23 protein-coding genes are annotated in these 18975 nt (G+C 41.4%); 4 read left to right on the plus strand and 19 right to left on the minus strand.

The window, feature by feature from the left end:
- Window position 1: 1 nt before the first annotated feature.
- The 5 genes from comGB to ACN6MY_RS17695 all read right to left on the minus strand — a co-directional run bounded on the left by comGB (window position 2) and on the right by ACN6MY_RS17695 (window position 4002).
- Window positions 2–1033 carry a competence type IV pilus assembly protein ComGB gene (gene comGB / locus ACN6MY_RS17675; RefSeq protein WP_419881358.1) on the minus strand — a complete coding sequence of 344 codons (1032 nt, stop codon included), beginning with the start codon at window positions 1031–1033 and terminating at the stop codon, window positions 2–4.
- On the minus strand, window positions 1020–2090 hold the full coding sequence (comGA, locus tag ACN6MY_RS17680; protein ID WP_419881359.1) for a competence type IV pilus ATPase ComGA: 1071 nt from the start codon (window positions 2088–2090) through the stop codon (window positions 1020–1022). The genes comGB and comGA overlap by 14 nt, the downstream gene beginning before the upstream one ends.
- A gap of 133 nt (window positions 2091–2223) precedes the next feature.
- Window positions 2224–2595 (minus strand): hypothetical protein, encoded by a 372-nt coding sequence (locus tag ACN6MY_RS17685; protein ID WP_419881360.1) that lies wholly within the window; start codon window positions 2593–2595, stop codon window positions 2224–2226.
- 93 nt (window positions 2596–2688) lie between these two features.
- Window positions 2689–3492: a hypothetical protein gene (locus ACN6MY_RS17690; RefSeq protein WP_419881361.1), complete on the minus strand. Its 804-nt coding sequence runs from the start codon at window positions 3490–3492 to the stop codon at window positions 2689–2691.
- Window positions 3493–3684: 192 nt separating this feature from the next.
- On the minus strand, window positions 3685–4002 hold the full coding sequence (locus ACN6MY_RS17695; protein ID WP_419881362.1) for a hypothetical protein: 318 nt from the start codon (window positions 4000–4002) through the stop codon (window positions 3685–3687).
- Window positions 4003–4151: 149 nt separating this feature from the next.
- Here ACN6MY_RS17695 and ACN6MY_RS17700 point away from each other — a divergent pair, with 149 nt between their 5' ends.
- The gene (locus ACN6MY_RS17700) at window positions 4152–4697 is read left to right on the plus strand and encodes an N-acetyltransferase family protein (protein WP_419884204.1); all 546 of its coding nucleotides are present in this window, start codon (window positions 4152–4154) and stop codon (window positions 4695–4697) included.
- A 65-nt stretch (window positions 4698–4762) separates the two neighbouring features.
- Here ACN6MY_RS17700 and ACN6MY_RS17705 read toward each other — a convergent pair whose 3' ends face one another.
- Window positions 4763–5647, minus strand: coding sequence for an SDR family oxidoreductase (locus ACN6MY_RS17705; RefSeq protein ID WP_419881363.1), 885 nt, complete (start codon window positions 5645–5647; stop codon window positions 4763–4765).
- A gap of 285 nt (window positions 5648–5932) precedes the next feature.
- On the opposite strand from ACN6MY_RS17705, the gene ACN6MY_RS17710 reads away from it, so the two are divergent.
- Window positions 5933–6505, plus strand: coding sequence for a GNAT family N-acetyltransferase (locus tag ACN6MY_RS17710; protein ID WP_419881364.1), 573 nt, complete (start codon window positions 5933–5935; stop codon window positions 6503–6505).
- Between the two features lie 27 nt (window positions 6506–6532).
- Here ACN6MY_RS17710 and ACN6MY_RS17715 read toward each other — a convergent pair whose 3' ends face one another.
- From ACN6MY_RS17715 to spx, 5 genes are all read right to left on the minus strand, one after another.
- The gene (locus ACN6MY_RS17715) at window positions 6533–6991 is read right to left on the minus strand and encodes an NUDIX hydrolase (RefSeq protein ID WP_419881365.1); all 459 of its coding nucleotides are present in this window, start codon (window positions 6989–6991) and stop codon (window positions 6533–6535) included.
- Window positions 6992–7115: 124 nt separating this feature from the next.
- The gene (locus ACN6MY_RS17720; RefSeq protein ID WP_419881366.1) at window positions 7116–7586 is read right to left on the minus strand and encodes a GNAT family N-acetyltransferase; all 471 of its coding nucleotides are present in this window, start codon (window positions 7584–7586) and stop codon (window positions 7116–7118) included.
- Window positions 7587–7697: 111 nt separating this feature from the next.
- Entirely contained in the window at window positions 7698–8585 is an 888-nt protein-coding gene (locus ACN6MY_RS17725; protein ID WP_419881367.1) for a TIGR01777 family oxidoreductase, read from the minus strand.
- 628 nt (window positions 8586–9213) lie between these two features.
- On the minus strand, window positions 9214–9822 hold the full coding sequence (locus ACN6MY_RS17730) for a hypothetical protein (RefSeq protein ID WP_419881368.1): 609 nt from the start codon (window positions 9820–9822) through the stop codon (window positions 9214–9216).
- A gap of 228 nt (window positions 9823–10050) precedes the next feature.
- A complete protein-coding gene (gene spx / locus ACN6MY_RS17735) occupies window positions 10051–10431 on the minus strand; it encodes a transcriptional regulator Spx (protein ID WP_090989172.1) in 381 nt (126 codons plus the stop codon).
- A 307-nt stretch (window positions 10432–10738) separates the two neighbouring features.
- Here spx and ACN6MY_RS17740 point away from each other — a divergent pair, with 307 nt between their 5' ends.
- Window positions 10739–10984 carry a DUF2626 domain-containing protein gene (locus tag ACN6MY_RS17740; protein ID WP_071350278.1) on the plus strand — a complete coding sequence of 82 codons (246 nt, stop codon included), beginning with the start codon at window positions 10739–10741 and terminating at the stop codon, window positions 10982–10984.
- A 121-nt stretch (window positions 10985–11105) separates the two neighbouring features.
- Here ACN6MY_RS17740 and ACN6MY_RS17745 read toward each other — a convergent pair whose 3' ends face one another.
- The 7 genes from ACN6MY_RS17745 to ACN6MY_RS17775 form a co-directional block, all read right to left on the minus strand.
- A complete protein-coding gene (locus ACN6MY_RS17745; protein WP_419881369.1) occupies window positions 11106–12221 on the minus strand; it encodes a class I SAM-dependent methyltransferase in 1116 nt (371 codons plus the stop codon).
- Window positions 12222–12350: 129 nt separating this feature from the next.
- Window positions 12351–12788 carry a hypothetical protein gene (locus ACN6MY_RS17750; RefSeq protein WP_419881370.1) on the minus strand — a complete coding sequence of 146 codons (438 nt, stop codon included), beginning with the start codon at window positions 12786–12788 and terminating at the stop codon, window positions 12351–12353.
- Window positions 12789–12877: 89 nt separating this feature from the next.
- The gene (locus tag ACN6MY_RS17755) at window positions 12878–13297 is read right to left on the minus strand and encodes a hypothetical protein (protein WP_419881371.1); all 420 of its coding nucleotides are present in this window, start codon (window positions 13295–13297) and stop codon (window positions 12878–12880) included.
- 285 nt (window positions 13298–13582) lie between these two features.
- Window positions 13583–14215: an MBL fold metallo-hydrolase gene (locus ACN6MY_RS17760; RefSeq protein WP_419881372.1), complete on the minus strand. Its 633-nt coding sequence runs from the start codon at window positions 14213–14215 to the stop codon at window positions 13583–13585.
- Between the two features lie 662 nt (window positions 14216–14877).
- Complete coding sequence (locus ACN6MY_RS17765; RefSeq protein WP_419881373.1) at window positions 14878–16170, minus strand: MFS transporter; 1293 nt, start codon at window positions 16168–16170, stop codon at window positions 14878–14880.
- A gap of 131 nt (window positions 16171–16301) precedes the next feature.
- Window positions 16302–17276 carry a sugar phosphate isomerase/epimerase family protein gene (locus tag ACN6MY_RS17770; protein ID WP_419881374.1) on the minus strand — a complete coding sequence of 325 codons (975 nt, stop codon included), beginning with the start codon at window positions 17274–17276 and terminating at the stop codon, window positions 16302–16304.
- 2 nt (window positions 17277–17278) lie between these two features.
- The gene (locus ACN6MY_RS17775; RefSeq protein ID WP_419881375.1) at window positions 17279–17458 is read right to left on the minus strand and encodes a hypothetical protein; all 180 of its coding nucleotides are present in this window, start codon (window positions 17456–17458) and stop codon (window positions 17279–17281) included.
- A gap of 322 nt (window positions 17459–17780) precedes the next feature.
- On the opposite strand from ACN6MY_RS17775, the gene ACN6MY_RS17780 reads away from it, so the two are divergent.
- Entirely contained in the window at window positions 17781–18404 is a 624-nt protein-coding gene (locus tag ACN6MY_RS17780; protein WP_419881376.1) for a nitroreductase family protein, read from the plus strand.
- A gap of 293 nt (window positions 18405–18697) precedes the next feature.
- Here the strand turns inward: ACN6MY_RS17780 and ACN6MY_RS17785 are convergent, their stop codons facing one another.
- The gene (locus tag ACN6MY_RS17785) at window positions 18698–18871 is read right to left on the minus strand and encodes a hypothetical protein (RefSeq protein ID WP_419881377.1); all 174 of its coding nucleotides are present in this window, start codon (window positions 18869–18871) and stop codon (window positions 18698–18700) included.
- Window positions 18872–18975 lie beyond the last annotated feature (104 nt).

Consider the following 18975-nt stretch of genomic DNA (forward strand, 5'->3'; position numbering starts at 1 on the left):
CTTAAATTCCGTCAAGCAATGAAAACATTGGCATTAGTACTGCCAGATAGATTGAAACAACCAGTAATCCGATAATAGAAAACAGCAAAGGCTGTATGATCCTTACAATCATGGCCATCCTTTCTTCTATTTTCTTCAGCAAATATGAACTGTAATGAAACAGCTCCTGATCCAGCCGTCCATGCTTTTGCCCGTTCGCGGTAATAATGCCAAGATGCTTCTCAAAGTAAGGCATCTCCCCTATAATTTTCTCGAGGGATTTTCCTTCGGTCAGTTCTTTGCGTAACCTGGTGCATAGCTTATTGTAGAACGGCTGCTGCTGATTTCTTGAAAATAAGGTGATGCTTTCATTAATGGAGAGCCCGCCAGACAGCAAACCGCTGAACTGGCTGGCAAAAAAGTGGGTTTCAAATAACCGGATGAAAGAACCGGCAATGGGGATGCGCAGCAGGAGACTCCTCTGTTTCAGGGGACAAAGCTTCCTGAACCAGAACTGCCTCAAAAGCAAAATGATGAATAGAAGAATGCCAAGTATCCATGGAACTTCCTTGAGGGTTTTTGTAAAGCTGAGAACCAGATTCATAAATACATTTTCTTTGGCGTCCATCGATTGAAAGAGAACCTGGAATTTGGGGATCAGGACCTTTTGAAGCACATAAAAAACATTGCCTGCAAACACGAGCAGGAAAATCGGATAAAAAAGCAAATTCTTGATTTTCTCCATATCCTGAGCCCGTTTCTGCCAGTAGGTTCCTGCATCTTTAAGCGCTTTTGCCAGCTGTCCATAGTGTTCTGCATAAAATATGTAGCTGATTAATTGGGGATGAAAGCGAAGCTCGCTTAACACAGAATGAAGCGGATTTCCGTCCCGCAGGCTTAAAAGGGCGTTTTCAAGGTCTGCCGTCTTTTTCTTCGTTTCCTGGAGTTTCAGGAAGTGCAGCGCCTGCGAGAGCGGATATCCATTTTCCAGCAGATCGCCGAGCCTGGATAATAACAGAGCCTGTTCCTTCATATTCCATTTACTTCGCTTCATCTTCATGCACCAGCCGGTCAAATTCCTCTTGCTTTACATATCCCATGGCCACCGCCTTGCTGATTTCGTCCTTCAGCGTACGATACTTTATTTTTCCTTTTTCGCCCTTCGCTGTCTGCAGTACACGGGTAAGCTCTTTTCCGTACAGCAATTCATACACGCTTGCCCGCTTGCTTCTTTTTTTCTCGTTACATGCTTCTGTGCAAGGCCCTTTGCAAAAAGGACATTTTAGCTCTAATAGCCGCTGTGCAGTTACAGCAATCAGTGTCTGCTGTATTTCAAGCCAGTTTACGCCAAATTCCATCAGGCGGTAAACCGCTCCTTCTGCATCACGTGTATGCATGGTGGTCAATATAAGATGCCCTGTCAGTGCTGCCCTTACGGCGATTTTGGCTGTTTCCGCATCACGGATTTCACCGACCATTATAATGTCTGGGTCATGCCTCAATGCAGCCTTAAGCCCGACTGAATACGTAATGCCGGCTTTTTCATTAATCTGCACCTGCAGCACTTTTTCAGATTCATTTTCTATGGGATCTTCAAGAGTGATGACATTTCGGTTGATGATTTCTTTTGCGTGGTGGAGCAGGGAGTAAAGGGTGGTAGTTTTGCCGCTTCCAGTTGGGCCGGTAAAGATAATCATGCCATGGGAGTGTTTAAGAAGGGCGATGAGTTTATTGGCAGTGCTGCCAAAGAGCGATAAGCGTTCAAGAGGAAGAATTGCATGCTGCGGGATCAAACGGATTACAAGGCTTTCTGAATAAGATGCGGGAAGTGTCGACAGCCTGAGGCCAACCGTTTTGTTGTCAAATGTCATGGTGATGGCACCGCTTTGCGGCCTTCTTTTTTCGCCGATATCCATCGATGCAAGAAACTTAAGATGAGATATGAGCCTGTCAGATTCATCCTGGGTGAGTACTTCTTGGGGATACAGCTTGTTATCTATGCGGAACTGGACGAGCGGCCCTTCCTTGCGGGGAAGAATGTGGATATCAGAAGCAGACAAGCGGATAGCACTTGATAATATATGATCTGCTGTTTTTTCAATGGATTCCAACCATTTTACACCTCCTTATTTGAATAACTATATATTTCGGCAAAATCTCTGACATTCCTTCTTTTTTCCTGATTTATTTTAAAATGATTCATGCTGCGCCATACCTGCAGCACTTACTAGACCTGAATCGGCTTCATCTAGTCAGATGTTCTCTGAAGATTTGTTTAAAGTATGGTTTGAAATCTATTTCAATCATTTGCTGTGTTTCCTCATTTATAACAGTTAACAGTATGCTTGAATGGTCTTTTTTATCTGCTGTAATTTCGAATTTTTCAACCCGTTCTAATTCCAATATTGATAACAATCTATTTGTACCGCTTCGGGTCACTTGAATTTTCACTACGCCATATGAGGGAGAAAGCTTAACAACAAAGTCATCTTCTCCGTTAGAAAATCGGTATGTTGCCTGATTATAATAAAATGGGACGTCTTTCGAGGTATCCAATAGAGCGGGTTCGCACTCAAATAAAGAGAGAAAGTCAATTTCACTAGGAAATTCAGGCATTTCATCCACATCCTTAACACTTAAAATGTTGTGAGGGTTGTTACTTGTAAATCTGGTTATATTTTAGGCTGTGAATATGACCAGTTTCTGTATCTATTTTATATCTGAAGATTTGTTCCGTCTATTTCGAATGATGGCATAAGCGGTGACAGCCAGTGCAGCGAGCAGGCTTATGCCTCCGTACAAGACAACAGGGCTGAGTGTCTTATCCTCATCAAGGTCTTTGGATGTGTCTCCCCCGCCACCTCCTCCGACAGAACTGTCATTTCCGTTAGCATCTAAAATAGGCTTAGCATCTTTATATCTTTCAATGATATCTTCCCTGAATTGCTTGACAGTGACAGGAGCAGGGATCATTTTTTTTGCTGGATTATTTAACCCGCTTACCTTGCCGTTTTGATAGAGATACCAGGCATCTCTCGGCATTTCATAAAAAATTTTCGTGTCAGGACTTGGCTTGAATCCAGCAAGATTTTCCGCTAAACTCTTTCCATATCCAAAAGTAGAAAGTTCATATTCATTTTCTTCATTTCTATAAGTCCCAATCACATTAACAGGTTTGCCTTCCTGATAAACAACGGAAATCCATTCATTGTCCTGTATTAATCCCTTGTGGGCTTCCTTTATATCATCTGTACTTTTCTTGAAGTCCCTCGTCATTGAATAGGTGGGGAGCAAATCACCAAATCTGATATCTTCGGTATTATCTGTGAGGTGATAGTAAGATGGATTATCTTGTTGTATAACGTCCACAACTATTTCTTTAAAATGATTCTCCGCAAATTTTTTAGCCTTTGCCGGAACTCCACCTTTTCCCTTCGGAAAATAGAACTCAGCAGCACTAGCTCCTTGAATGGTTAAAAAAAATATGAACAGAAACAGAATAATAGAAGACATTTTTGTTTTTTTTCAAATCCCCGGCCCCATTTCTGAAAACTCGAAACACTATATAAGGAAAAACGCAGTAAAAAAATTAAGTTCATTTTCAAAATTCCCATGATACTATCTTAATATTATTATCCAATTATTTACAGCTAAAAATGCATTCCCTTTTCGAGAATGCATTCATTAATGGTTATTTGCTTGGCATCAATTTGTTTTCCCTTTAATTTTTTCGCGGATGCTTTCCAATTCGTTAAGAGGAAGCTTGTTCAGGGAATTCTTAATTTCTTCTTCAATTTGCTTTCTGTTGTTTTCACGGTACTGATCCCACCAATCTCTGAGGCCCTCTGTGTGGTCCAGGAGATACTCAATATCTATTTCCTCCACTTCATCGTCTGATAGGTAGGTTAGTACCTCTCCCAAAAGGCGGCTCGTGTTTTCTGCATTCTTTGTATTTTCTTTGCCTGTGCCGGATGCCTCTTTTTCCTCTGCTGTCCCATCCCCAGTTTCATTCTTTTTTGGCATGGTAGCCCTCCTTATTTTTTTATGTGTTAGGATAGTATTTCCACACAGCACTCATTCAATGAGCACAAACAGGAAAGCACAATGCAGATGGAGAATATTTTTCTGTATGGAATTTTCTTTAAGAAACAAGGTTGAAAAAGGAGAAAATGATGATTATAAACAAACAAGAATTCTGCGTGAATGGAATGAATTATACAATCCGGTCTGCAAGTGAAAAAGATGCCGGGAATTTGTCTCAATTGAGGCTGCAGATTGATGGTGAAACTGAAAATTTAGATAGAGAAAAAGGTGAGGCATTCATTGATCCGCCAGGCTTTGAAAAAATCATCAAAACAGATGCTGACAGTAAAACAAACCTATTTCTTGTTGCTCTTGTTCAGAATAAGATAGTCGGCTTTTCAAGATGCGAGGGAAATCAATTAAAGAGATTTTCTCATAAAATAGAATTCGGAGTATGTGTCTTAAGAGAGTATTGGGGCTATGCTATAGGGAAAAATTTATTAAAAGAATCGATTTGCTGGGCGGACGTGAACGGGATCAAAAAAATGACTTTACATGTGCTGGAAACCAATGAAAAGGCTATTTCCCTTTATCGCAAGCTTGGATTTGAAATTGAAGGCATCTTAAAAAATGATAAAATTCTTTCTGACGGTTTGTATTATAATACCGTAGTTATGGGCAGATTCAATGAATGAAATCATAAGGATTCCTATAAAAAAAAACAGCTTTGGGGCCAGGGCCTCAAAGCTGTTTTTAAGTTTTAAGCCAGTTCGATTCCGCCTGTGACACCATATACTTGGGCCGTAACATAGCTTGAATCCTCTGAAGCAAGGAATACATATACACCCGCTAATTCCACTGGCTGGCCAGCACGCTTGAGCGGTGTGTTTTGTCCAAAAGCAGGAATTTTGTCGCTTGGCTGCCCTCCTGAAATTTGCAGTGGTGTCCAGATCGGGCCCGGGGCAACAGAGTTAACACGAATGCCCTTTGATCCCAGCTGTTTCGCCAATCCGCGGGTAAAACCGGTAATCGCGAATTTTGTTGATGCATAATCCAGCAGGTTAGGACTAGGGTTATAGCCTTGTACTGAGGTTGTCGTAATGATGGAAGCACCTTTTGGCAAATACGGCAATGCTGCCTGAACCGTCCAAAATAATGAAAAGACATTTACTTCAAAAGTTTTGCGCAGCTGCTCTGTAGATAACTCCGCGATATCTTCAACAGCTTGCTGCTTGCCGGCAACAAGTGCCAGGACATCGAGCCCGTCTAATTCTTTATACGCCTTTTCCACAAGCTCTCTGCAAAAGGATTCATCGCTCAAATCGCCGGGAATCAGCACGGCTTTTTTTCCTTCTGCTTCAATAAGCTTTTTCACTTCCTCTGCATCTGCCTGTTCTTCGGGAAGATAATTGATGGCAACATCTGCTCCCTCACGTGCATATGCAATGGCTGCAGCGCGTCCGATTCCAGAATCACCGCCTGTCACAAGGGCCTTTCTGTTCAATAGCTTGCCGGATCCTTTATAGCTTGTTTCCCCGCAGTCCGGAAGCGGGTTCATTTGGCCCTGAACTGCTGGCGGCTCTTGATATTGTTTTGGAAAATCTTCGTTATAGTATTGGTTTAATGGATTTTCAGGATTTGACACAGGTATCTCTCCTTAGTTAAGTAAATTTCCATCATCTAAATTTTCTGCATGATTGCAAACAACGTTAAATGAAGGTGTGTATGTACAACGATTCCCTTTTTCAAATATCAATAAACCTAGCAGTACGCTCGGAGTTGTGCTTTAAAAAAAACGCTGTTTTCGCAAAGTTTGTTGTTTTTGAAATGGATGATTGATATGTCTCATAAATAACATATAATGGAAGTGTGTGTTATTTAAGTAACGGAGCAGTAATGTTGAAGAAGAAAGTTGGAGGGGTGTGGTTAAATGAATGAAGCACCAATGATAAAAGGCGATAAAGTGTTGTTACGACAACCTATTGAGCGTGATGTAATTGATTACTTAAAAATTGAAGTAAATAAAGAACTTGAAAGGATGTATGGTGGAGATACAAGGAATTTATCACCGAAAACAAAGGAAGATGCTCAGGAATTTGTTAATGCTATTAAAATCAATAAACTTGAATGGTGTGTAGAATTTGAAGGGCGTTTTGTAGGACAAGCTCGGTTAACAGTAAATAAATTAGATAATAGAGCACGTTACGCTGTTGGATTATTTGACCCAACTGTTTGGAACAAAGGATTAGGAACAAAAATTACACAATTGGTACTCCGTTACGCATTTGAGGAACTCCAACTACATCGTGTTGATTTAAGAGTTCTCCAGTATAACAAGAGAGCAATCAAATGTTATGAAAAGTGTGGTTTTATACAAGAAGGAGTAGAAAGAGAAGGAGCCTTAATTGAGGGTAAATATGAAACAGATGTATTTATGAGTATTTTAGATAGGGAATATCAATCAATAAAAGACGCCTTCATAGAAATATGTTTGTTAAGCTAATGGGGTGCACGGCAGCCTTCAATAAAGTTATAGTAATTGGTCTTTGAAGAGAGTTATTGGATATAACTCCTTATCTATTAAAGATCGTGCAATCTGTTTCATAACACCAGGATTACGGAGTTCGCAGTTTTCCATTTCTAAAAGCTCCGCTTGCGGAATCCATTTGCTATCTGTAATTTCGTCTTCTTCCAGCTTCAGTGAACCGCCGGCAATGACACCGATAAAATGGAACAATATGACCTGATGATTTGTACTGCTGACAAAGTTGTATATCCCTGTCGTGTGTGTCATCCGGATATCATAGCCGGTTTCTTCTTTCACTTCCCGGCAGGCAGCAAGGGTAATATCTTCTCCTTGCTCTATGCGCCCTGAAGGAAAATTCCACTTGTTTTTCTCAGATAACCTGTTTTCTTTTATAAGCAGTACGTCATTATTATTGTTAATAATTGATGTACTCACAACCAGGACGATGTTATTTTGAGTCATTATTTTCTCCATGAATTCTTATTTGGCCAGCAGAAATCTGATGTGCTTTCGTGTCATTTCAGAACAGAATTTTCTCCCATTTGTACTGTTTTCACAACTTAGCTTGCTTCTTTTCTTTTAATTCTCAAAAAAGCTGCGGAACAGGCAAAGACCATACATCTTCCTCGCCAATTGTCTCTCCTAAAGGAAAAAAGCCATATTTTTTATATTGCCCCCGGGCTGCATGATTTTCCCTATGTACAGTCAGCCGGATTTCTTTGCACGCAGGAAAGGTCTGCCAGATCCAGGAAATCATCCCGATAAGTGCTGCCTTTCCGTATCCCTTTCCCTGATGCTTTTCGTCAATCATAAACCCATTGATCCAATACATGCTGGATGTGTTTTCAATATATGCATGCATAATGAACCCGACCATTTTTTCATGATCATAGATGGCAAAAGGAATGTAATTGACATTGTCACCGTCTGGTTTAATATAAATTTTTGCCAGTGACACCGCTGCTTCGGGAACAAATCGGCTTTGTGCTGCCTTGACCTTCAATGACAAAGCTTCTTCCCAATTTTCCCTTGTCACATCCTTCAATTGAACCTTCATCCATAATACCTCTAATCATAGTTTTGGTGAGCTCTCTATTAATTCTTCATAATTTTTGAAAAACCTTCAATTAAATCCACACCAGCTGTCATGCCGCTTATTCACCCTTTATCAGCTGAGGATTTGATGAAGCGCATCATCAATGCGGCTGTATTCGAAGGTGAACCCCTCTTTTACCAGCCTTTCAGGGATTACCCATCTGCTTTTTAAAATTAGCTCTGTTTCTGTTTTAATGAACACAGCTCCAAGCTCAAGCATCCATTTTGCTGATGGCAGCCCGGCTTTTACCCCCATGGCTTTACGGAGGTTTTCCATTAACTCTGCGTTCGTGACTGGATTGGGCGAAGAACAGTTAAAAATACCGCTCAAGTATTCTTTTTCCTGGAGGAAGGTAATGATGCGGTAGATATCTTCAACATGGATCCAGCTGAATTTTTGTGTTCCAGGCCCCTGTGCGCCTCCCAGGCCATATTTGACCATATTTTTAAAGGGAGTCATCACGCCTCCACCTTTCCCCAGAACAATCGCAATTCTTAGAGCAATTTGCCTTGTCTCAGGCAATTGAAAATCAAAAAATGCTTGTTCCCATGCCTTGGCAACATCCACAGAGAATCCAGAGCCTATCTCCCCCTCTTCCTCCGTCATTGGGCGGTCCTCCGCGTGGCGGTAGATGGTGGCTGTACTGGAATTGATCCAGAGCTTCGGTGGGTTTTTGCATTGAGATATGGCGTTTCCAAGAATATTCGTCGTTTTAGTCCTTGAAAGAAGAATCGCTTCTTTATTACTTTTATTATAGCGGCAATCCACAGACTTGCCTGCCAAGTTGATTAGTATCTCAGCCTCTTCAAGCGCACTAATGATGGCATCTGTGTCTTGCCAGTTAATATTGGGTGCCTGCCGGGATATCACCTTTACTTCATAGCCCGATTCACAAAACTTCTTTTCAAGAAAGGCACCTATAAATCCAGTACCCCCGGCTAAAACCGCTTTCTTTTTCATAAAATTCCTTCTTCCATAGTGTTCAATCGTTTTAAATAAAACCCAGAAGATCCTTTTTTATATCTATCAAAGCGATTCTTTACTTCCTCACGTCAAGCAGTATCTTCCCTTCACTTAGCCTGCTTTCCATCAGCTGGTGTGCTTTTCCACCCTGATCTGCACCTGAAAGGGTCCTATATCAGGAATATCTGTATCTGTATAGGCAAGAACCTCAGGATTGCAATACTCTTTTACAATAATTGCTTTCATCTCTTTGTCCTCCCCGCCATTTACCTTTCCTTTATTTTACAATCTTTAAAACCCCGACGGAATGACAGATGTCTTATGTATAGCGATTAGAAAAAATTATCAGGCTGTATTACGTTACTAAACAAAAAATATTAATCTGTGAATAGCATTATAGGCTATGCGAAGAATTTCGAGGGGTGTGGATGGGAGCGATATTCCGTGGTATGCCGCGTAACAAAGTATCAGAAAAATCGTTGGCCATAATAAAGACAACCCGGGAAAAAACCGATGATTGTTCCCGTTATTAATGGAATATATACAGAGAATACTAGTAAAGTCCAAAAAGTAAATCAAGCAGAGTTATCTTATCATAACCCTTAAAATCACAAACAAAGTGCCCTTAATCCAATGTTAAGGAAAATTCTCCCTCTATTACTTTATCGCTGAATATTGAATCTTTTTTATTAAAAACCAGTTCCAGCCCGGATAAATTGTCCGGCAATGCTGGGGATATAATATATGTGTGGGTGCGGAAACCTTGTCCGCCGCCGCTGCCATCTGAACGGCAATCGTAATGTTCTATCTGCAATTTTAAAAAGTCACGGGGTCTTTTTCTTAACATATTAAGCGGGGTATCAATTTTTTCATCCCAATCAATATGAAGGTTCAGCACACTGGCATTAGTGTATTGTTTGATATAAGTAATTGTATAAATCTCTTCCTCGTGTTCAAAGGATTTTAATACAGGCAGGTGTTTTATAAATCCAGATGGCTCAACTTGCGGCTTGAAGAAAAAATCCATCCTCATCAATCCAAATAAGGATTGCAGAAACTCTTCAAAAAGATCATATTTCCCGGCCCACTCAGTGATCGTCTTATCGGGCGGAAAGCCAGGTTTACCCTCACAAAGAGCTTTCCTCTGCTGCAGCAGCTTGCAAATTTCTTCATCAATTGGATATAGACGATTATCATAATAATCTGTCGGACGTTCGAATTCTTTTTTTATCATAAATGCACTCCTCTGCATGTTTTACTTTCAGCGGCATCTTAAATAACATCTTAGTCTACTAGTTCTCCCTGTTTTCCCCAAATCCCTTCTGTCTGCAATATTTCTTTCAAATTGCCTTTTTCGTAAAAACCTCAGTTTAAGCTCTTTTAGGAACCTCACAGGGGCAAAGCATCCGGCAAAGTTGCCCGTTCCAACAAAAAAAAATTCTCGAGTGACCGAGAATTAATTTTACATACTCATTTTCAATTCATTTTTCATATGCACCATGCTTTTTAGTGCATCTTCGTGATGGCCGATAATCAGCTTTTCCCCGTCCGTAACAATCGGTCTCCTTAATAGCTTTGGCTCCTTTGATAATAGCTGGAGGACATCAGACAATTTTAAGTCATCCAAATCCAGGTTTAAGCTCTTAAATGTTTCACTTCTTGTAGCAAGCAGCTCATCGAGCCCTTCTGTCGTTAATTTTAATATTTCCTGCAATTCGTCGGGAGTTGGTGTTTCCCTGAAGATATGACGCTCCTCAAAAGTGACTTGATTGGATCGCAGCCATTTTTTTGTTTTGCGGCATGACGTGCAGCTTGGATATGAAAAGAAAGTTAATGTTTTCATTACTCATCCTCCGTTCTAAATTTTAATTATCTAAGTGGGTATATGGAGATTGTATAATATATGTATAACATTTGTACAGTATTTACTATGATATGTACAAGATTTTTATAAAAAAACTATTTAGCCTGCTTCCTGAACCGGGGAAATGACTGTATTTATTTAGAATCTCGTCTCACAAAAAAACTTGAATTATCTGTATTTTTTGGCTTTAATCGATAAAGCGCATACAATCAAGTCTTTACATCCTGCGAACTTGTAATTTATAATTATTTAGAATGGATATGATTGGCACAAAGGAGGGATACAGATGGAGCGCATGTACAGAGTTCTTGGTTTCTGGACTGGTATTATGGCCATATTTTTCTATTTAGGTGATATGTATACAACCGCCTTGATTTTCTTTGGACAAACTGGATTCTTTATTCTTTTAAGTTATTTGCGATTATCTGAGCGGATGTATATTTATGTGTTCGGAGCATATCTTACCGTTTTCTTCGTCGGATTTACCTACTGGTCCACTTTTATGATGGTTCCGGGAGCAGGCATGGAATAAAGCCCATCTATCTTACCCGGTTTGCTTCATGAAGCCAGTTGAACTAGCGGGACATAACTTCCTGCAGGCTAAACAAAAGCAGTACATAGCTCCCTGCATTCAGCAGGGAGCTTTTCTCTGTTTAATAAGGAAACAGCCTGTCAAGGTGCGGCATATTTTTGGTCTGGATCAAGGCACGGAAATATGAACTGATGCCCCCTGGAAGAAGCAGGCTGCGGATAGATCTATTACGTTTAGAAACCGCTGAAAATGGATCTGTGTTTTGATGATCGGCCACTTCCTCAAGCAGGCCGCAGCGAAGCAGAAATTCATGTTGACTAAGCACCGTTTCATTTCTTAATCCGTACTGTGCCCCGAAGCTTTTAAGTGCATCAAAATGAATATGTGACGTTATATCCATCTCGCCGGGACGTTCCAGCACATTACTCACCATTGTATGCTTATAATATCCTCTCAGACTGCCCTTTGAGTGAATATTTTCCTCCCACTCATCATGTGTATATCCATAATCGATTGTTAACAACAACCCTTTTTTCAGTATTTGGGAGAGTGACTTTAGGCAAGCAACCATATCAAGCGGTATTTCCATTCTCTGCCCTTCCGCTAAAATGATATCCTGATTCTTTAAATATCGGAGTAGTCCCGGATTTATGCAGGGCCTTAAGCATTCAGACAGAAATCCATTTTTCAATTCAAGGCATACCTCATGCAGCACACCCTGCTTTTTTTCAACAACAGAGACCGGCAGTGCATCAAATAGTTCATTAGAAAACATGATCCCTTCAAAATCTTCCAATTCAGAGAAGGATTCAGCATATACTGCATTCTCGAAACTCTTCAGCTTTTCCCTCTGCCGTTTTTGATGATAGGGACTGCTGTCCACCACAATATAGTTTAAACGTGAAAATAATTCTCTATCATTTTCTTTCAGATAAGAGAGGATGCTGTATGCCAGATTTCCAGTGCCGCCCCCAATCTCGGCAATTACAGGGTGCAGGCCAGTTTCTTTCAAACTATACGAAAACCACTTTGCAAGGGCTATTCCAAAACCATCACTCATTATACTGGATGTATAAAAATCGCCGTTTTTTCCGATTTTTTCTCTTTCCTTCATATAATAGCCATGCTCTGGTGAATAAAGCACTGTCTCTATGTACTCTCTATAAGTAATCATTCCATCTTTACTTGCAGCCACCTTTTCTTTTAAAATGCTTTCTATCGAACGGCTCGTCTCCATGAGCACTCTCCCCTTTTAAAACAGTTTCTATAGATAGAGACATGATTCCTAACAGGCTAGAATCATAAATCAGCGCAACAAGGTGTTGAATTATTCTGACTTTTAATTCTGCGCATATGGACACTCGGCCTATGCTCCATTTTTGCTTACGGTGAATTGTATTCGGTATAGTTTCGGCTGCTTTTCGTCTCCAATAAATTCTTTGTCCAAATCCCTATCTGTGTACAAGTTATATGTAATTCCTTTTTTATAGCCTTCTTTCGGCGGCTTAATGATCAGCGTGCCTGAATTTCCTGACTGCAGCCTGACAGGAACCTGTTTATTTTCATTATCCAAAACATATGCCGTTTTATTGGTAAGAATGTTTTTATTTAAGCCATGATCGAAGTGAATTTTCCATATGTAATTTTCCGGAATCTCAGTATGATAGACCCATGTCGAGATGTCAGATTTCTTTGCAGCATCTTCTTTCGGCGATGGCTGATCGTGTTCATTTACCCCATATATAAGATAGCTTCCCGCACCTAAAAAAGCTGCGATTGATAAAAAGAGTGCTGTTTTTTTCATAATGATTCTCCCTACTTTCAAATCTTTGGCAAGGTTTTATTTCGGTTTCGTTTTGTTTTAATGCTAGATCTACCCAGCCATGATTAAAGCTAATTAATATTCACATGGACAATTTTATCATTCTCAAATTTTACTTTTGTTTTGACTTCCATACGTTCCAGTAGACTTTTGAACTCGGTTAAAGAGAGTGGCCCTTTCATTTCACCACTGGAATGATGAATTACAAAGTAATGAGTTTCCGATTTGACTAATTCTTTCTTTTCCAAATCATAAGTTCGTTGACGTGCAAAAATATAATCTTCATACACATACAATCCGGTAACCGTATTAGGAATAATCTCTTCTTTTGTTCCAGAAACTTCTTTCATCAGGCTGGCTTTAAGCTTTCCTGTCTTCACTAAATAGTAATCGCCGGCTACCTTCGTTTCTGTGTCACCCAGTCCGGGACCTATGCATCCAGTTAAAGAGATTGCGAAGATGAGTGTCATAAGTAGTAATGCCTTTTTCATTTGAGGCCTCCAAAAGCTTAAAGTAGTTTTGATGTCTCCTTCCATATCCATGGTTATCGGTTCTCTTCCAATCGGAATGTGAACGTTCAGAATGCATACATTCTCATGTATCCATTTTCATATCCAGCCTCCCAATATAATAGTTTTCATCACTCCTTTTTGAAAATAATACCATATATTTTTCCCTTATAATTACATTTATTAATTGCTGCAGGGGGGCAACGATCTTCCTAGAGCCTTAAAAGAGCAAAAAAAGAAACTGCATCACTGCAGTTCCGATTGTTTTTAAAAGCCATTAAGAAACGGATTTGTTTCCATTTCATCTTCTATAGTTGTAACTGGTCCGTGGCCTGGAAGGACAATGGTGTTTTCAGGGAGAGTCAGCAGCCGGCTGTGGATGCTCTTCATCAGCAGCGCTTCATTACCGCCTATCAGGTCTGTACGGCCGACACTGTCCTTGAATAAAACGTCACCTGATATGACCATTCCTTCTTCTTTCAGGTAGTATGAAACACTTCCCGGGGAATGTCCCGGTGTTTCCAGGATATCAAAAGAAAAACTTCCGATAGTAAGCTCTTCCTTGGCAGCGATAATTTCTTCTGCAGGTAGGCAGCGCAGCGGATGTTCCGGCATAAATGATTGAGACCCGTTTAAAGCAGGGTCAAGCAGCCATTTGGCTTCCTTTTCATGGATGTAGGCGGGAATGCTGTATTGGCTCCGTATTTTATCCAATGCGCCAATATGGTCAAAATGGGCATGTGTCAGCAGCACAGCAAGCGGCTTCAATTTTTTGGAGCCTATGTAATTAATCAGTTTATCCGGTTCTTCCCCAGGATCAAAAATGATGCATTCTTCTTGATTGGACAATACATAACAATTGGTCTGCAGCGGGCCAAGGGGCAGCTGATTCCATTTCATCTTCTCATCTCCAATTCAACATTATAAATTTCATCATACACCATTACCTGTCCGTTTTTAAAGGAGAATTGCCCTAAAGGGAATGTACAAGGGAAATAAATTGTGGAAAGGAACGTAATACAGGTTGATAAGAACAACGTAATAGGAACGGATATCAGGAATGTGAGCCTTGGAAGCTTGTAATGAGCCTGAGGAGGGAAACTCTAACAGTGGATAAGTTTATTTCCTTCCATAGTTCAGAGCGCTATTATTGAACACTGATAATAGAACGATTAAGCAGACCGGCAACTTCTTTGGCAGAATATCCTTCCGAAAACATTGCTAACAGCTTTTTTCTTCCTTAATACGCCGCACTTCCCTCTTAAAGGCTTTGTTCAAATTATCATTCAGCAATCTTGTCAATTAGTCTATTGGTAGATTCCCTTTTGTTCTTATGCTGTCGAGGTTAAATAAGGGAAGCCCCACTCTTTTAAAAGACCTTCCAGTTTTCCGAGCTTCTTTTCCCTTAGAGTTCATTGGCTGTGTCATGGTTCGCATACCTCAACGCCCATAACGGACTTTCACCGTCTAGCTGATGAAGCCTGGCACACTAAAAAACCTTAACGGAACAGCCGTTAAGGTTCAAACTTTGAATCCTTTTAATGATTTATTTACATGGTTTCCTAATTCGCACTAGCAGTTCTTTCAGAAAGTTTTTCTTTGCCTTCTTCCTGCTTTTCTTCATAAGGAAGTTTCATGAATTTCATTAACACAGCACCGGTAAAGTATAGGATGGAGAATACCCATGCAAGTCCTTCTGCGCCAATGCTGTTGATGAACAGGCCAACGATTGCCGGTGCAATGAAGTAGGACATTCCGGCACCGAAGCTTACGATCGCCATGGCGGAACCTTTTTGTTCGGGTGCCAAAGCAGCTACCAGGGCAGAAAGCGGTACGAATCCGCAAAGTACGATTCCAAATACAATGGCCACTGCTGTCATAGCCCAGAAATTGTGGCCAACAACGTGTGGTGTATAGATTAATACCAGGGTCATTATGCCGCAGCCGACGCTACCCAGCCACATGACCGTGTTCCGCCAGCCGAGCCATCTTTCGCTGATGTATGGGATAACCAGGTTGAATATGATGTTCGCCAGCCAAAAGGTTCCCCAAATGGTCAACCATTCGCCTGTAGAGTATTTGTATTCGGAAGCCAAGTAAAGCGGAAAGAAAATTGGCAGGGCCCCTACACCAACTGAATTGATGATCCGGACCAGCCCGCCGATGGCCACTTTTGGTTTTTCAATACAGATCGTAAATCCGCTCAATAAGCTCTTGAGTTTGTCCTTTGCGTCACCGTTATTCTCGCTGACTTTTTCATTTCCGACTATAATAAGTCCTGCAATTCCGCCGACAAGCACCCAGGCAACCGCACTCCATAAAAGGCCCATATACCCAATCTTATCAGTCATGAAAGCCGGGAAATAACTTCCCACTACATATAAGCCGCCGCTCCATGCAGCCCAGAAAAAGCCGACTGCTGATGCCAGAATACGCTGCGGGCTGCGATAGGTTACCCAGACTAAAAATGAATAACAAAAGAAAGGATAGCCAATCCCGCGCAGTGCGTAGGTTGGTAACATCGCAGCGTAATTATGCTGCTTTAAACCCAATTCAATGAAAAGAATTTGGCCGGCCAGCCAAGTGATCAGCCCAATTACCATGACCTTTCTTGGCCCCCATATTTCCGTTAGCACTCCTGAGAAATAGGCAGCCAGCGCCAATATTGCTCCATATGCTGTGAAAAGGGTTGCTGCCTGCTGGACAGTCAATCCCTGGTGGTTAATCAAATAAGGTGATAGCCATGCGTGTTCCAGCCCATCGCCTGCCATAAAGATAAGAATCGTAACAAAGCCAAAAATCATTCTCCCGGGAAGTCCGGCTCTTTTTTGTTGTTGTTCTGTAATCGCATTCATTTTACTCACCTCGTAATCTTATGTTTACTTCTGATGATGTTTTTCAGTCCTATTAAAGGTAAGGCAGGCAGGCCCAGGGATTCGAGACAGGCGCCTAGATGAAAGTGCCTGTATCGAATCCCCGGAACGAATTACGCCCACCACATTTCGGTTAGCTGCTCTTTGAAAAGCGCGCCCTTTAATAGAGAGATAGCCTTGCCCAATCCTTCATCAACGGATGCCAGCATGTCTTCATGCTCAATAGAAACGACATAGTCATATCCAACCGCGCGAAGAGTGCTGATCATGTCTTTCCAGGCCTTTTCATCCTGGCCATACCCTACTGACCTGAATGTCCAGGAACGGTTTAAAATATCACTATAATGTTTCGTGTCCAATACGCCGTTCACACTGATATTTGCTTTATCCAAATACGTATCTTTAGCATGGAAATGGAAGATTGCTTCTTCTTTTCCCAGCACTTTAATGGCTTCCACAGGGTTGATTCCTTGCCACCACAATAGGTGGCTCGGATCAAAATTGGCACCAATGGAAGGTCCTGCGTGTTCCCTTAATTTTAAAAGCGTTTCAGGGTTATAAACGACAAAACCAGGATGCATTTCAAATGCGATTTGTTTGATTCCGTGCTGTTCGGCAAACTTTGCTTCCTCTTTCCAGTATGGAATTACAACTTCATTCCACTGCCAGTCCAAAACCTCTGTATATTCAGGCGGCCATGAGCACGTCACCCAGTTTGGAAACTTCGCTTCGGCATGGTCACCCGGGCATCCTGAAAAACCATTGATAACAGGAATTTCGAGCCGTTCAGCCAACAATACGGTTTTTCTCCATGTTTCATGTGCCGCAGCAGCAGCCTTTTTATCGGGATGGAGCGGATTGCCATGGTTGCTCAGTCCGCTGATGATCATTCCCCTGCTTTCAACAGCTTTTTTGAACGTCTTTAACTTTTCAGGACTTTCCAAGAGCTCGTCAGGATTGCAATGGCTGTTTCCCGGATAATTGCCTGTACCCAGTTCCACTGCTTCAACGCCCATACCGGCAAGCTTATCCAGCATTTCCTCAAAGGGCAGATTTTGATAAAGAACCGTAAATACACCTAATTTCATAATTACCCCTCCTGGCCTCTGCTTACTTTTACCCACTTTTGTTGTTCGTGGCTTGTTAAGATGGCGTCGGTAATGCACATGGAAACATGTCCATCCGCAAAAGTAGCAAAACCAGCCTCATCACGTTCTGGATCTTTGCCATCGCGTATGAATGAATAGAAATTCAACATTGCATTTTTCAATGCATCTGGCCATCCTTCATTGTGTCCGCCTGGATGATGGATACCACTTTGTGCTTCCAGTAAGAATAAAGATGGGTCAGCAAGCATGGTTTCATTTGGTTTATCGCGGTGCCCAATCCATAATTTTGCCGGTTCTTCCTGATTCCAGTAAGCTGAGCTTTTGCTTCCGTTGATTTCAAAGCTTAAACAATTTTTGCGGCCCGCACTTACCTGGGAAATTGTTCCTTATGAATTATGAATAAATTTGCACACACTATTTAGGCAGGCTAAACCCTGTATTTGAGAAAATGACAGTCAGTCTGTCTAAAGGAGGGCCAAATTCTTGGACACACAAATTTCAGAACAAATTTTAACGGTTAAAGAAGCGATTGAATCCCGGCAAAGCATCCGCAAATTTACTGAAGAGGAAATTCCCCGGGAAAAGCTGGATGCCATATTCAATCTGGTCCGCTTGTCTCCCAGCGCCTGGAATCTTCAACCATGGCGTTTTCATGTCGTTACGGATTCCCAACTCAAGGAAAAGCTGCAAGAGGCGGCATATGGACAACAGCAAGTTACTTCTGCACCCGCTGTTGTACTGGTAACAAGCGATATGGAGGATGTGGTCGCCAACTTGCCGGATACCGTGCATCCCGGGTTACCTCCTGAGCGAAAAGAAGAAGAGATCGCAAACCTTGCTTCTTTTTTTGGGGGAATGAGTATTGAAGAGCGCGGCCAGTGGGGCTTGAGCCAAGCTGGCATTGCACTCGGTTTTCTGTTGATAGCAATACAAGGGCTTGGTTATGCAAGTGTTCCAATGCTTGGCTTCGACCAGGAAAAGGTGAAGGAAATCCTCGGCCTTCCGGAACATGTTAAATTTGCCGCGTTGGTTCCTATGGGGCGTGCAGCCAGTGAAGGTTATCCTCATCACCGCCATAAATTAGAAAAGATTGTATCCTTTCACTGATTAGTAAAAAAGCGGGGATGGCATGGCCTCCCCGCTTTAAACGTATTCAGATATCTATTTGTCCCTGACTCCATTAAGAGAATAACTTACCGTTATTTAGCTATTTAATAGCTGTGAAACCGAGCAATATCTGTCTTTTGACAATTGGATGGCCCTGATGAGCTTATCTTCGGCAATTCTCCCTGAAGACCATAATAGATATGACATCAGTAAATTTTTTTGGATAGTCTTCCGCTCTATTTCCTTCCAGCTCCATATGAAAATGGCAGGATTCAAACGTATCTTTTTTTAAATCAGAATAATATCAATCCCGGTACTCCTGCGACCGCATGCAATAGCATTTTATGGGCCTTGCCCCGTGTTAAGGCCCCCCCCGCTTCCTCTGAAGCATCCATTGCAATTTTATGCCCTGAAGGCGTGATCCCGGAAAAAGCAAGGTACCCATCCCACTTAACAGTTGTTTTCACATTGTTCTCTCCTCCCTATTATCACTTTCTTTAATAATGGCTGCCTTTCAGTAAGCTATTCCAGTTTTGTTATGAAAAAAAGGAAAAAGGCAGACACAAAATGA

Origin of the sequence: Peribacillus sp. B-H-3, from assembly GCF_048572925.1 — a bacterium.
In the GTDB taxonomy this organism is placed as follows: Bacteria; Bacillota; Bacilli; order Bacillales; family DSM-1321; genus Peribacillus.

What these genes read in the sequence shown, in the direction of transcription:
- comGB (WP_419881358.1), bottom strand. Translation starts at nt 1,033, where the DNA reads ATGAAGCGAAGTAAATGGAATATGAAGGAACAGGCTCTGTTATTATCC.
- ACN6MY_RS17685 (WP_419881360.1), bottom strand. Translation starts at nt 2,595, where the DNA reads ATGCCTGAATTTCCTAGTGAAATTGACTTTCTCTCTTTATTTGAGTGC.
- ACN6MY_RS17720 (WP_419881366.1), bottom strand. Translation starts at nt 7,586, where the DNA reads ATGAAGGTTCAATTGAAGGATGTGACAAGGGAAAATTGGGAAGAAGCT.
- ACN6MY_RS17750 (WP_419881370.1), bottom strand. Translation starts at nt 12,788, where the DNA reads ATGAAAAAAACAGCACTCTTTTTATCAATCGCAGCTTTTTTAGGTGCG.
- ACN6MY_RS17700 (WP_419884204.1), top strand. Translation starts at nt 4,152, where the DNA reads ATGATTATAAACAAACAAGAATTCTGCGTGAATGGAATGAATTATACA.
- ACN6MY_RS17760 (WP_419881372.1), bottom strand. Translation starts at nt 14,215, where the DNA reads ATGAAATGGAATCAGCTGCCCCTTGGCCCGCTGCAGACCAATTGTTAT.
- ACN6MY_RS17725 (WP_419881367.1), bottom strand. Translation starts at nt 8,585, where the DNA reads ATGAAAAAGAAAGCGGTTTTAGCCGGGGGTACTGGATTTATAGGTGCC.
- ACN6MY_RS17745 (WP_419881369.1), bottom strand. Translation starts at nt 12,221, where the DNA reads ATGGAGACGAGCCGTTCGATAGAAAGCATTTTAAAAGAAAAGGTGGCT.
- ACN6MY_RS17765 (WP_419881373.1), bottom strand. Translation starts at nt 16,170, where the DNA reads ATGAATGCGATTACAGAACAACAACAAAAAAGAGCCGGACTTCCCGGG.
- spx (WP_090989172.1), bottom strand. Translation starts at nt 10,431, where the DNA reads ATGAAAACATTAACTTTCTTTTCATATCCAAGCTGCACGTCATGCCGC.
- ACN6MY_RS17695 (WP_419881362.1), bottom strand. Translation starts at nt 4,002, where the DNA reads ATGCCAAAAAAGAATGAAACTGGGGATGGGACAGCAGAGGAAAAAGAG.
- ACN6MY_RS17740 (WP_071350278.1), top strand. Translation starts at nt 10,739, where the DNA reads ATGGAGCGCATGTACAGAGTTCTTGGTTTCTGGACTGGTATTATGGCC.
- ACN6MY_RS17710 (WP_419881364.1), top strand. Translation starts at nt 5,933, where the DNA reads ATGAATGAAGCACCAATGATAAAAGGCGATAAAGTGTTGTTACGACAA.
- ACN6MY_RS17690 (WP_419881361.1), bottom strand. Translation starts at nt 3,492, where the DNA reads ATGTCTTCTATTATTCTGTTTCTGTTCATATTTTTTTTAACCATTCAA.
- ACN6MY_RS17770 (WP_419881374.1), bottom strand. Translation starts at nt 17,276, where the DNA reads ATGAAATTAGGTGTATTTACGGTTCTTTATCAAAATCTGCCCTTTGAG.
- ACN6MY_RS17755 (WP_419881371.1), bottom strand. Translation starts at nt 13,297, where the DNA reads ATGAAAAAGGCATTACTACTTATGACACTCATCTTCGCAATCTCTTTA.
- ACN6MY_RS17715 (WP_419881365.1), bottom strand. Translation starts at nt 6,991, where the DNA reads ATGACTCAAAATAACATCGTCCTGGTTGTGAGTACATCAATTATTAAC.
- ACN6MY_RS17730 (WP_419881368.1), bottom strand. Translation starts at nt 9,822, where the DNA reads ATGATAAAAAAAGAATTCGAACGTCCGACAGATTATTATGATAATCGT.